The organism is Spirosoma areae (genome assembly GCF_054781775.1).
Genome location: NZ_BAAGTT010000056.1, coordinates 15,799 through 28,022, shown reverse-complemented (window position 1 = coordinate 28,022; position 12,224 = coordinate 15,799). Strand labels below are relative to the sequence as shown.

The following is a 12,224-nucleotide window of genomic DNA, read 5'->3' as shown; positions in this document are numbered from 1 at the left end:
ATGGATAATGGATAATGAATGCCTGTAAGTGGCATTATTCATTATTCATTAACATGTCACTCTTCGGCCAGCGTTCGGGAAATATTCATGCGGTAGATGCCCAGCGCAGGCAGCGCAGCAGCTACTACACCAACGAGTACCGCAACGCCCAGTAATACCCACTCCTCGGGCAGAATGCCAAAGGCAGCCAGGTTATAATGGTACTCATTGGAAACACTGCTTGAAAACAACCATAGCCCAATGCGACTCAGTAGAATACCCAGGCCGAAGCCAATCAGCGCCAGTACCAGGCCTTCCAGCAATAGCATACCAAACAATTGTGCCCGGGTAGCCCCCATGGAGAGCATAAGAGCCATTTCATAACGTCGCTCTTTCAGCGAATTGTAGAGCGAGACAAACACGCTGATGCCGGAAATAAGCATAATCACAAGAGCCAGCCCCCGCAGGGTGTCAACTCCCACACCCAGCAGCGAAAACAAGCGATTTACCTCAATATTGGGTAAAGCCGCCTGAAGTTTAGAATTGCTGTTGATACCCCGTGCCAGCATCATCCCCAGCGGATTCCGAAACTTGATGAGCATACTCGTGATTTCGCGCGGGCCTTCCTCATGGCCGGCTTCTTCGTTTTCATGCGCTTCCCCTTCATGGCCATGGTCATGAATGGCCCAAATGCTCGAAACAGGGGTCAGAATAAGCTGGTCGGTAACGGTATTTGTTGGATTGAGGATACCCACTACCTTATATTTTGAATCAGCGTGAACTTCGCCCTCCGCATCTAACCCGTGTGAACCGGCAAACACATCACCGAGTTTCAACCCTGTTCCAGCAGCCACGCCCGGCCCAATGACAACCTCTAAATCCTGCTGAAATACCTTGCCCTGACCAACAGTAGCGCCAAAATGGTCGAGGTATTTCTGATTTGTACCAACAATGCGAAACGACCGGTAATTATCGCCCATAGCCAGCGGAATGGCCATTTTAATCATTGGGTTGCGCGTTAGCCGTTCGGCCTCATCGAGTGGAATATTACCAATCGGGGAATCTATTTGATAAATGCTCGACAAAATCAGTTGCAGTGGACTACCCTTTGCGCCCAGCACCATGTCGATACCCCGGATATTTTTGCGAAACTGATCGTCTAACTGTTTGTTGAGCAGTAGCAGCAGGGAGATTATCGTGATGCCAAAAGTCATCAGCAGTCCGCTCAGAAAACTGCTCAGTGGCTTATCCCGCAGATTACTCCAGCTAATTCGGAACAGGTTCATCGTATTCAAAAATTAAACACAGAGAGCATAGAGATTAACAGAGGACCCAGAAATTGATAAAGAAAGCAATGAGAATCCTTGTGTTGCCGTGTTCTCGGCGCTATTCTCTGTCTTCTCTGTGTTAAATACCATTATAAATCCAGCTTGAAATGATGGCTGGTAATGTTAAACCCTTTGTTCAGGTAGAGCCGGTGCGCGTCGTATCGGGCTGGATTCTGCCCCGAATCCAGGGATACACACTGGCAACCGGTTTGCCGGGCCTGTTCAATAACAAAATTGAGTAACGTGCTGGCGTAGCCTTTTCCCCGCGCATCAGGCAGGGTCGAAAGGTCGTCGATGTAGATCGTTTTGCCGCTATACAGGAAATTCAATGTCCGGTAGCCCACTACGCCGGGTGCGGGTTTAGTCTCATCGCCTTCGTCAATAAAGGCGAGCACAAAGCCTTCGTTCGCCTGTTGAAAACGAATTTGCTCAAATGCCTGGTCGGGCGTCAGGTGGGACCGCAGGGCCAGCATAGCAGGCAGGCATCGCCGAATGTTGGCATCAGAATGGGCAATAGTTGGGGTCATAGTTGTTCTCGAATACTGAGTAATAATTCATCGCCCCCGCGCTCCAGAATACTTTCGGCCAGCGCATGGCCTACCAGTTGAGCTTCTTCAGGCGGGCCGGTGAAGGTCTCGCGAAGCAGTTGGCTGCCGTCCAAACTAACCAGGCCACCCGTCAGGCTAATCGTATGTTCGTCAGCCCAGTGAGCCAGGGCGAAGGATGGAATGCTGCACCCGCCTTCGAGTCGTGCCAGAAAGGCCCGCTCGGCGCGTAAACAGGCAGCGGTCGGTTCATGGTTAATCAGTCGGGAAAGGGTCTCTCCCGTCTGACTGTCTAACGAAGAAATCGCTACCTGTATGGCAATACTCCCCTGCCCAACGGCGGGCGTAAATTCATTAACGGGCAAATGCTCAACAATCAACTCGTTGTAGCCCATTCGGTGAACACCCGCATAGGCCAGTATCAGCGCATCGCATTGGCCTTCGTCGAGCTTACGAATGCGGGTTTGCAAATTTCCGCGCATATCGACCGCCGTCAGGTGTGGGCAGTAATGCTTCAGCAGGGCTACCCGGCGCGTCGATGAGGTACCAATCCGAAAGGCTTCCTGGCCACGCAGCGATAACGTTTTGTTGCGGCTAACCAGCACATCGTTTGCCAGTTCACGTTCGGTGAAGGCAATAATGGTTAAGTCAGGTGGTAGGCTTGACGGCAGGTCTTTGGCGCTGTGAACGGCAATGTCAATGCGGCCCTCCCGCAGTTGGTCTTCCAACTCCTGCGTAAACACGCCTTTGCTGCCAATCTTCGCCAGGGAACGGTCGAGCACTAAATCGCCGGTGGTTTCTATGAGGACCAACTCGGAGGTTAAGCCTCCTGTCTGAAGTAGTGTTTGTATATGTTCCGCTTGCCAGACTGCTAACCGGCTGCTTCGCGTTCCAATTCTGATGTGCATGGTTTAACAAAGATACGGCAGGAAAGCCAGCTTTTGTAGCGCTGAGTAACTGTGGCAATGTGTGGAAAGAGAACCACATACAGCCCATAAATCGCAACACTGGGAATTCTACGTAAATAGATACTAAAAATGGCAGAACAGTCGAATCCAGTGTCAAAACGGCATTATTAGTAAAAAATGACTTATCCTGAACTGCCATCCTGACCGAAAAAAACCAGTTAATCCATTAGGCACGGCATTTGTCTAAGAAGTACTATTGACCAGTAAACAACATCCACTATGAAAGCGATAGAAAACGTGTTTCAGGGAACAGGCGGGCAGATTGACTTGCTGAACACCCTTTATGGTGGGTCGAGTCAGACCACCATGAACGTTGAGCGGGAAGATGAACGCTTGGTGATAACCCTGTCGGCTCCCGGCGTAAAAGCCAACTCATTCAACGTGTTGGTTGAGGGCAATAAACTCGTTCTCTATACCTTGTTGGTTAGCACATCGGAGCGTCAGGAAGATGGCGTAAGTCAACGGCTGGCGGTACCCATGTTTCTGCGAGTTCTGGATATTCCGTCCTTTGTGGACGCCGACCATATCGAGGCCATTCACGAACAGGGTCAGGTTCGGGTGATGCTGCCCTTTAAAGACGAAGAGCACCTGCACCGCCGAATCGACATCAAAAACTTATTTTAAGCGTATCCCAGGCATTCCTTCCGGGACCCAAATGCCGGTCCTGTCGCCTATAGATGAGTTCAAAGCCGCTTTTACGGAAGCGGCTTTTTGATTTTCAGGCCCTCACTACTCTTCATCGACTGGTCGAGAAATCGAATGGCTCATTCAGCAGGCAACACATAAACAAGTGCTTGTCTGAGCAATTCTATACGTAACTACTGCTGAAAATTTATTGCTACTCCAGGGTTATCTGTGAAACCTGTTCCTGCCTACAGCGTTGGGCACGCTTACGCCTGAAAAAGGCGGTAAGGACAGGTCAGTCTGCTACTCCCGCACATGAATGGTGCTTTGCCGTAAGCGTAGAAAGGTACCATCCCGCTCTGAAAAGGAAGCCCTGATTTCGGCCGCCAGCGAGAGTGCAATTTCTTCGGGCGAAACGGCTCCAATGTCTAATCCTACAGGGGCGTGGATGCGCGGAAAGTCGTGTTCGGCAATGCCATTTCCTTCGTCGGCTAATTCGGACCAGATTTTTTCGGAGCGCACACGCGGCCCCAGCATCCCAATGTAGGGGGCGTTGGTAGCCAGGGCTTTGGGTAGGTTCTGTTTATCGGCTTTGTAATCGTGCGACATCAGCACAATGGCCGTATTGTTGTCAAACAGGATGTCCGAGAAGTTTTCGGGCAGAACAAGTTCATCGATCAGCGCAGCAATTTTCCGGTTTACCTTTAACGGATTCGCCACCACCGTGACTCGCCAGCCGATTTCTTTGACCAAGCGCGTGAGGGGATACACATCGTACTGATGCCCCCACAGTACCAGGTGAACCTCGGGCGAAAGTATTTCGATGAATACCTCCAGCACCTGCCCATCCAGGCTCTCAAACCGATAGGGAGCCGATACGCCTTTGGCCATGCGGGCCTGAATTTTTTCGTCCAACTGCGCCTGCAAATCCGGGTGGGCCAGCACGTTGAGGCTTTCAGAATCGGTATAGCGGATCACCGCTCCTTCCCGGATCGAACGCCAGTGGCCATCCAGGCCGGTTATGGTAATGAGGACGTGCGTTTGGCGACGTGCGTTCATGCAGTTTTTGAGCACTTCGACAGGGTTATTTTTATCAGTAAAATCAAGGGGCGTAAACAGCACGTCGATGATGCCGTTGCATCCTAATCCGACCCCGATCTGATGCTCATCGTCGGTGGTGGTGTCGTAGGTAATCCTGGACGGAGCGGCTTTGGCAATGGCTAATCGGGCGCGTCTGAGGGCATCGCCTTCTAAACAACCGCCACTGATGCCACCAATCCATACTCCGTCGCTCATGACCAGCATCCGGGCACCTGTGCGCCGGTACGAAGACCCTTCCACCCGCACCACCGTCGCTAAAGCGGCCTGCGTGGTCTGGCGGTCGAGGTGGTCATAGCCGTCAATGATGGCCTTAATCTCTTTCATGCGTGGATGTATTTCTGCTGTTGACGGCTGCGAAGTAGAATTTGCAGCCGTCAACAGCAGAAATACACAGTTTGTCCTTTATACTCAACGATAGGCTTGCGGGTGGTCTTATCGGCCGCAATGCCAAAAAGTTTCTTAATGCAGGATGACGGTAAAATGCTGAGTCAGCCTCCATGGATAAGTCTCCCGACAACCGCTACAACGTGCCGGATGGCTGCTTCAATCTCAGCTTCAGTGGTGAAACGACCCAAACTGAACCGCACCGAACTATAAGCCAAATCGTCGGACATTCCCATGGCTTTCAGCACGTGCGACGGCTCGGTGGAGGCCGATGTGCAGGCCGACCCGTTGGAGACCGCAATCTCGTTCAGCGATAGCAATAGCATCTCGCCGTCCAGGTTAGCAAAGCAGATATTCGTGGTATTGGGCAGACGAAACTGACGGTTTCCATTGACGGCTGCGTTGGATAACTGGCTCAGAATCCCGGCTTCAAGTCGGTCGCGGAGGGCGGCAGTCTGCGCCGTTTCAGTTGCCAGATGAAGCTGGGTTTGGCGGGCAGCTTCACCAAGCCCTACAATGCCCGGCACGTTAAGCGTACCGGAACGCCAGCCCCGTTCGTGTCGGCCTCCGTCCTGCTGTGCCGTGAGGGCGACCTGTTTGCAAATAACCAATGCCCCAACGCCTTTAGGCCCGTAGAGTTTGTGACCCGACAGGCTCAGCAAGTCGATGGCATTGCTGGCGACTGAAAGCGGCATTTTACCAATGGCCTGGGTGGCATCGGTATGAAACAAAGCGCCATGTTTATGAGCTATGGTCCCAATTTCCCGAATTGGCTGAAGAACGCCCGTTTCATTGTTAGCCGCCATCACCGATACCAGCAGGGTGTCTGATTTGATGGCGGCTTCAACTTGTTCGACCGTAATAAGTCCGTCAGGACCCGGTTGAAGATACGTTATCTCCGCGCCCTGTCGGGAAAGGTGTTCGCAGGAGTCCAGAACGGCTTTGTGTTCCGTACTGACCGTAATGATGTGGTTACCCCGGTGTCGATTCGCTTCCCAGGCCCCTTTCAGGGCTAAGTTTATCGACTCGGTCGCTCCGCTCGTGAAGACCACTTCTTTTGGGTTAACACCCAGCAAGTGAGCGAGTTGTTGCCGGGCCTGATCAATGGCTTCTTCGGCTTTGGCACCAAAGACGTGCGTGCGTGATGCTGCATTACCGAAGTGCAGCCCGAAGTAAGGCAGCATTGCTTCCAACACCAACGGGTCAACAGGCGTGGTGGCGTTATAATCGAGGTAAGCCGGGTAATTCATGGTTTATCCTGATTTGTTGTCAATACAGCAATCAGGCTGGGTAAATATACGATCTATGAATTTACCTCAGTGCAATACAGGGTGCTCGGTGGCTGCCACCCCTGCGGTCCCGATTGGTGCGCCGAGTGGATTGATTAAATATGCCAGGCCCGGTATGGTAAATAGATAGGGTGAGGTGATTTTATGCAGACTCTGCTGGCTACTCTATAGATGGATTCCGTGTGCGAATATGTACACAGCTAAAAACAAAATCCACCTAATAAACTGACATGCAGTTTATTAGGTGGATTCATAGTAGCCCTAACAGTTGAAAACTCGAACAAACTGGTAGAGGGATTAAAGAGGATATACGATCTCATGCCAGTATTAGAAGTTGATGTTGTCTTATAAACCGTATTGACACAGAAGTATTGTAAGTCGTATTCAGCTTTTCTCTTTTAATCTATGGTTGTCCACTTTCGTTTGATGGCGTACAATTGTTTCTTAAATCAAATGTTTGACTTGAAGCCGTTTGAATTTCTTTCCCAATCCCATATTTATTGACAGAGAGTCCTTCAAGATCAATTCGCCTTTTTGAAGACTTGCAATGGCTTCTTTGAGTTCTAACAATTCACCGCCTGATACCCCAAATAAGTCTTTCAATACCCGGTCGTTGATGGACTGTTGTTTCATGATTAGCGGATATTGTGCATTAGCGTAAAAGTCGAAGTGGTCGCTCTTGTAGCTATCCATATTCTGGGTGGCCAGGATGATACTAAGGCCCTTATTCCTGCCTACGGCGATTAGTTCTCGGAGAGGACGGTTATCGAAGTCAAGCATATAATGGGCCTCGTCAATGATGGTAAAATGACGTAGTTCAACGCAAGTTTCGCCAACGGCTTGTTTAGGTAGCGTTTCGTAGATTGTGTTTAATTTGGAGATGACAAAGTAAACGATGGCTTTGGCGATTGGCCCATCCTTAGGGAAACCATCCATTTTAATAATGTAGCTCTCCTTTATCAAATCAACGCGATCTTCCTTTTCGAACAGATTACTTCGTATTAGTTGTTTTAATACGGACCTGACGCTGTCGTCTTTAGCCCGCTGGTTTTCGGGTTGTAAATGGATGTACTCCCGTAAAAGAAGGTCAAAGTCTACAGGCTGCCCATGAGTATGTTTGTATGCGCCGATAACGGCCTCCGCGAGTCTATTGCTCATATTAGCCGACATATTGGCCCGGTCAATAGCAACCAAGGCTCCTGCTAACTCAGTGGCATAGAGGTTGATTTCGTTTTGTGTACGGCCGACAAAGTTCTTAAATGGAGTAAAGGGTAGCGGATGATGTAATGGGTCGAGTACTGCCTGTTCGTCTACTTCAAAGAGTTGTAACCAAGGGCGGTTGGCGGGATCAACAAATTCGCCTTTATAATCGAATAACAGGAAATTAACCGGATAATTCGATTCAACCGAAGCGGCCCGGATTTCATGAAGTAGTACAGCCAGTAGGTTTGATTTACCTGAGCCAGTTGTACCCGCAATCAGAATCTGCGTATTGGAGATAGCTTTTCCGTTTAAATCTAGTCGGGCCGGGATTTCGTCTTCATAGAAACCAATGTGTAAATCCAGACGGGGGATATCGCCCGCTGTTTGTCGGCCGCCTAATTGAACGGTATGGAGTAACCACTGATCCAGTGTATCACCTTGCAACAGGTGATCTATGCCCCGCAGAATTTCAGCGTTAATGATTTTGCTTCGAGTAACGTTGTTGTCCCACTCTGGTTTCAGGTTGTGGTAACGTAATTGTAATAGGGCCGTATATAAAGCCTGTAGACCGTTTTTAGTGAAGGTTGTATCGTGAATATGGTCGCCCCGGCTGGCCAGTTTTATCTGTTCAATTTCTGTCCAAGAACGCTCAGTTGGTTGTGATAAACCCGCCATTAACGCAATCCGTTGCAGCATGTTGGCGTATGGGGTTATTAACTTCTGGTTAGTTGAATACCGTTTCGGATTTAACCGCTCTTCAAGCTGAAAACGCAGCTCCTGCATCTTTTCGGCTAGTCCTTCAGCCTGACGAATTTCAAATAGTGTGATCATAACGATGCGGAATAAGTAGGCTTAGCTGTCAATATCTTCGCCGAAATAGCCTGGCACAACGTTAGTGCATTGCTGTTCCCGGTTGCGTTGCAGGGTAAATGTTTTTGAGACGAAGGAAGCCAGATGCGGCATGTCCCGTTTGGGGTGGATTTCACTATCTGAACTGAGTAGTATAGTTTGATGGGATAACTCCGGAAAGTAGTTCTCAAGCACCCGACTTCGGCTGGTTTCGTCCAAAACTCCCATAACGGTATCTATCATAACTGGTGGGTCGTAGTCACCGTATTGGTGTAAGGCTTTGAGTAGGACCTGCACCACAATTTGCTTGGACGCTGTATTTAGTTGGTTCAGGTAGATCTCGTTTCCTGCCTTATGAAACAGTCTGAAAGACAGGTCGCGTAAGTCTTCAGACAACTCAACCCGGTCAATTACGTTTTCGTAAGCTGCCAGAATGCGGTTGAGGTCTTGCTTCATCGTGACTTCGATCTGCTGTTTCTTTGCCTTTAACAACTGATTGGCTACATCTTCGAAGAACGGTTTTAGTCGCTTTAGGGATTCATACCGTGGATCAGGCTCTTCGGATGCCTGAATGTCAAACTGGCTTAGTCGGCGGTCATGTTGCTCCAGTGTTCGACCCATATCGGCGATTTCTTTGTCCAATAATTTGAGTCGACCTTCTGCTTCCTCATAGGTTTTGAGGAGTGACGAGTCTTTGCCGGAAATGTGCGCCCGAAAGGTATCAATCTGCTGATTCAGGCCAGGTAATTGGTCCACAGCAATACTCAGCTCAAGTCGCTGTTGAAGCAGAGTTGGGTACGGATTGTAGGTGGGCGTCAGCATTAGGTTTTCCAGTGCTCGAACTTCTACAGGTTCCAGAAAGGCATAAGGGTCGCCTTGCTCAGTTGGGTTTCGCTGTTGAATCAAGTAGTCGGTTAAGGCCTGTACATCACGTTCATCAAACAGTAATTGGCGATTATGGAGGAAATTTCTTACGTGGTTGACCAAGTCTGTCAACTGATTGTCGCTAAGATTCTGTCGGCTACTGGCTTCCGTCTGGGTTTTGCTTTGTAATACCAGATTGATTTCCGTACGGAATGACTCAGCCAGTTTGGGTAGAAAGATATACGTTACCAGGTCATGGGTGAATTTGTCCGTCTCTGTACGGAAGACTTCTTCCTTGCGCTTGATTGTCTTGATCTGGTCGTCGAGTTGCTTAATCTTATTCTGTAACTGGGTATCCTGATTTAGTCCAGCTTTCAGATTTTGATATAAGTCCAGATTAACCCGTAAAAAGTCTTCTGAGTCTGTTTTTTGCAATTGTAGCTTTTCGCGATCTTCGGCTACTTTTCGGCGCAGGTCCAAGAGTTGCAGGTATTCTTTTTTCTCCTGCTCTACGGCCAACCGTTGCGCTGTAAACGATTCAGTCAGGCTCTGTGATGCACGCGCCAATTGAAGGTACTTATTGAAGCCCATCACGTTCTCGATGTTCTCCCGAATAACGCGGTTCAACTGATCCTCTTTCAACAGATTCCCCGCTTCCATCGCATCAAATAGGAAGTAACGACTAAGTTCTTTTGGCAGGTTGGCCTTTATGATCCTGCTAATTTGAGCTTCCTGTTCGGCTCGTTGAGCAGCCGGGGTAGCTGAACCGTATTGAAATAGAGTCCCACTCATGTTAAGCCTTACACTCTCCACCGGGCGGCCTTCCGGATTTAGCATGTAGGTGCGGCTCAATACATAGTCCTGTTCCTGATTGAGTACGCGGCCTGAAAAATGAATTTCCAGCGTAATCTTTTCTTCTTCCTGTCGTAAGGCGCCAGCATTAAGTAGTTCGCGAAATTGGCCTACGGTACGAAGAGGTAATCCATACAGGGCTCCGTAGATGGCCTCGAAAAATGTGGTTTTACCTCCCCCGTTTGCTCCGCCAATTAAGATGATAGGTCTGTCGGGTTCAACGGACAGTTCAACGTCTAAAGACAGGTATGTTTTGAAATTATGGGCTTTGATTCGTTTTAATAACATGGTCAGGGCAGGCGGGTTAAGGCGCGTTCAATGAGTTTTTCTACACCTTTCATATCTAAATCGCGATCACGGATTCGTGCGTCGTGATAGGCTTTTAGGATTTCTTCCTGTAGCCAGTCAAAATCAAGCTGATGCTGCGTACAGAGCGTTTCGATCAGGTTGAGGTCTTCGGATCGGATGCCATAGGCAACGAAGGTGCGGTCTAATCCTTTTTTCATAAAGTTGGCGTGTTATTCATCGATTGTTTCGGCTTCTACCAGTTCCATTTCTTCATTATCTTCTACTTGGATCTGGTTATCAGTGGCCTGACTAATCAGGAACTGACCGAGCAGTTTGGACATAACCAGAAGCCGGGCGTTAAAAAACCGCTCATAGTCGTTGGAGGCAATACCAAATTCATCAACGTCCCCAATCAGGTGAGTAGCTAACGTCTGACTCATTTCGTGATTCTCCTGCGAAAAATCGCCAATGTAGCGAGCCGGGGATTTCGCTCGAATGTCGTTTTTATTTAGATAATCATCAACAATGGTGATGTTGGCAATGTGGTTGATTCGCCAATAATCGATAGTAGGAAACTGCTTCTTTACAAACGCCTTGGGGAAAAAGTGATGATAGTTTTTTGAGGTAGATTTACTCAGCCAGGCATTGTCGATTCGAACATTCAATCCGGTCTTGAACGAACGCGGATGTTGTTTCGCCAATAAGCATAAAATAGCCTTTATATAGCTGCGACTAGCACTAAACCAGCCTACTCTGGCAAGAGATTCCGGTGATACGTCGACCGACCATTCATAACGAGGCTGTTCATTCGCCAAAATTCGATCGATCTTATCCACATCACTGGCCAGTTTAGCTTCCACTGACGAGGAATAACGGGTGCCCAATGAACAACGCCAAAAATAGTCTTCCAGTCGACGAAGCATATCACCTGCTGGGCGCGTTGGGTGTTGATCAAAGAAGTAGCTGAGCGGAACCAGTAAGGCATTGTAGGGCAGTAGCTGTGAGACTGGAATACCGTAATCCCGTAAAAAATCGACAGCAAGCTTTATGCTCTTCACGGCCCGTGGCCATGTTGCGATAAACGTTTGTTTGTTGATGTCCAGGATCTGTTTACGAGTACTGCCTTTAACCGCCAGCATAGCAACCGTTTGCATTACTGTTGCTGGTGCTAATGTGTCGTATTGGACAGATCGTAAATCGGCGAGTAACTGCTCATAACGTACTGCCAAATCAAAGCCCGTAGAGTCAAGCTGGGCATGGTCAGGTGCTAAGTACGTTTTGGCCACCATGATCTCAAAAAGGGATAGCGCTTTGCCGCCCACATTAAGTCGGGTAAAAACCTCCGTTGCTACCGATATAGATGCATTCTTGAGAAGAATAATGTTAAACTGGTATCCCGTTAGCAGGTTTCGATATTGGTCGACCTTATCGTGGTACTGTTCGGGAATACCTGATAGCTTCTTCCAATAGCTACTGGACATGAGGTCACTCACACCCATACACGTGTTGGCCTCACGGTTCGTCAAGTCGGCTGTAACGATTTCCTGATCCTGAGTAGCCGAAAGGTCTACATAGATAGTTGAAAAATCGTCTATGCGTTTCCGGTCTCGTTCAACCTGAGAGCCCTTTACAGCCGCAAAAAAGGATGTAATGCGCTGTTGCCCATCTAGGACATAATTTACGAACTCATTTTGACCCTGTTTGGGCAATTCGATATTGCCAATGTTTCGTACAGCTCGTAACTCTTCATCGGTACGCCAGAAAATGAACGTACCGATGGGGTAGCCTTTTAGCATACTATCAAGTAATTGTGCCGATTGAGCTTTTTCCCAGACGAAGTTCCTTTGGAATTGGGGAATTTTTATCTGACCTGATTCGATTTCCTGAACGAGTGTGGCGTAATTTTTAGAAAGGTTGTCAAGGGTGGCCATTAGAGGGGTAATTGGTTTA

Annotated in this window: 10 protein-coding genes; 1 reads left to right on the top strand and 9 read right to left on the bottom strand. The window is 48.7% G+C overall.

Annotated features, from left to right (window positions below; translation table 11 throughout):
- Nucleotides 1-56: 56 nt before the first annotated feature.
- From ACYVI1_RS31685 to hemC, 3 genes are all read right to left on the bottom strand, one after another.
- Nucleotides 57-1,265, bottom strand: coding sequence for an ABC transporter permease (locus tag ACYVI1_RS31685; protein ID WP_460915724.1), 1,209 nt, complete (start codon nucleotides 1,263-1,265; stop codon nucleotides 57-59).
- 131 nt (nucleotides 1,266-1,396) lie between these two features.
- Complete coding sequence (locus ACYVI1_RS31680; protein ID WP_460915722.1) at nucleotides 1,397-1,834, bottom strand: GNAT family N-acetyltransferase; 438 nt, start codon at nucleotides 1,832-1,834, stop codon at nucleotides 1,397-1,399.
- Complete coding sequence (gene hemC, locus ACYVI1_RS31675) at nucleotides 1,831-2,760, bottom strand: hydroxymethylbilane synthase (RefSeq protein ID WP_460915720.1); 930 nt, start codon at nucleotides 2,758-2,760, stop codon at nucleotides 1,831-1,833. The genes ACYVI1_RS31680 and hemC overlap by 4 nt, the downstream gene beginning before the upstream one ends.
- A 279-nt stretch (nucleotides 2,761-3,039) precedes the next feature.
- Between hemC and ACYVI1_RS31670 the strand changes: the two genes are divergently transcribed.
- Entirely contained in the window at nucleotides 3,040-3,444 is a 405-nt protein-coding gene (locus tag ACYVI1_RS31670; RefSeq protein WP_460915718.1) for an Hsp20/alpha crystallin family protein, read from the top strand.
- Between the two features lie 303 nt (nucleotides 3,445-3,747).
- On the opposite strand, the gene ACYVI1_RS31665 is transcribed toward ACYVI1_RS31670, so the two are convergent.
- From ACYVI1_RS31665 to ACYVI1_RS31640, 6 genes are all read right to left on the bottom strand, one after another.
- Nucleotides 3,748-4,869 carry an XdhC family protein gene (locus ACYVI1_RS31665; protein ID WP_460915716.1) on the bottom strand — a complete coding sequence of 374 codons (1,122 nt, stop codon included), beginning with the start codon at nucleotides 4,867-4,869 and terminating at the stop codon, nucleotides 3,748-3,750.
- Between the two features lie 164 nt (nucleotides 4,870-5,033).
- Nucleotides 5,034-6,179 (bottom strand): cysteine desulfurase family protein, encoded by a 1,146-nt coding sequence (locus ACYVI1_RS31660; RefSeq protein WP_460915714.1) that lies wholly within the window; start codon nucleotides 6,177-6,179, stop codon nucleotides 5,034-5,036.
- A 483-nt stretch (nucleotides 6,180-6,662) separates the two neighbouring features.
- Entirely contained in the window at nucleotides 6,663-8,252 is a 1,590-nt protein-coding gene (locus ACYVI1_RS31655; protein WP_460915712.1) for an ATP-binding protein, read from the bottom strand.
- A gap of 21 nt (nucleotides 8,253-8,273) precedes the next feature.
- Nucleotides 8,274-10,274 carry an AAA family ATPase gene (locus ACYVI1_RS31650; RefSeq protein WP_460915710.1) on the bottom strand — a complete coding sequence of 667 codons (2,001 nt, stop codon included), beginning with the start codon at nucleotides 10,272-10,274 and terminating at the stop codon, nucleotides 8,274-8,276.
- Between the two features lie 2 nt (nucleotides 10,275-10,276).
- The gene (locus ACYVI1_RS31645; RefSeq protein WP_460915708.1) at nucleotides 10,277-10,492 is read right to left on the bottom strand and encodes a DNA modification system-associated small protein; all 216 of its coding nucleotides are present in this window, start codon (nucleotides 10,490-10,492) and stop codon (nucleotides 10,277-10,279) included.
- Between the two features lie 12 nt (nucleotides 10,493-10,504).
- Nucleotides 10,505-12,205 (bottom strand): GmrSD restriction endonuclease domain-containing protein, encoded by a 1,701-nt coding sequence (locus ACYVI1_RS31640; RefSeq protein WP_460915706.1) that lies wholly within the window; start codon nucleotides 12,203-12,205, stop codon nucleotides 10,505-10,507.
- Nucleotides 12,206-12,224: the final 19 nt, after the last annotated feature.

Coding starts and splice junctions, on each gene's coding strand:
- hemC (WP_460915720.1), bottom strand. CDS start 2,760: ATGCACATCAGAATTGGAACGCGAAGCAGCCGGTTAGCAGTCTGGCAA.
- ACYVI1_RS31660 (WP_460915714.1), bottom strand. CDS start 6,179: ATGAATTACCCGGCTTACCTCGATTATAACGCCACCACGCCTGTTGAC.
- ACYVI1_RS31665 (WP_460915716.1), bottom strand. CDS start 4,869: ATGAAAGAGATTAAGGCCATCATTGACGGCTATGACCACCTCGACCGC.
- ACYVI1_RS31655 (WP_460915712.1), bottom strand. CDS start 8,252: ATGATCACACTATTTGAAATTCGTCAGGCTGAAGGACTAGCCGAAAAG.
- ACYVI1_RS31670 (WP_460915718.1), top strand. CDS start 3,040: ATGAAAGCGATAGAAAACGTGTTTCAGGGAACAGGCGGGCAGATTGAC.
- ACYVI1_RS31645 (WP_460915708.1), bottom strand. CDS start 10,492: ATGAAAAAAGGATTAGACCGCACCTTCGTTGCCTATGGCATCCGATCC.
- ACYVI1_RS31640 (WP_460915706.1), bottom strand. CDS start 12,205: ATGGCCACCCTTGACAACCTTTCTAAAAATTACGCCACACTCGTTCAG.
- ACYVI1_RS31680 (WP_460915722.1), bottom strand. CDS start 1,834: ATGACCCCAACTATTGCCCATTCTGATGCCAACATTCGGCGATGCCTG.
- ACYVI1_RS31650 (WP_460915710.1), bottom strand. CDS start 10,274: ATGTTATTAAAACGAATCAAAGCCCATAATTTCAAAACATACCTGTCT.
- ACYVI1_RS31685 (WP_460915724.1), bottom strand. CDS start 1,265: ATGAACCTGTTCCGAATTAGCTGGAGTAATCTGCGGGATAAGCCACTG.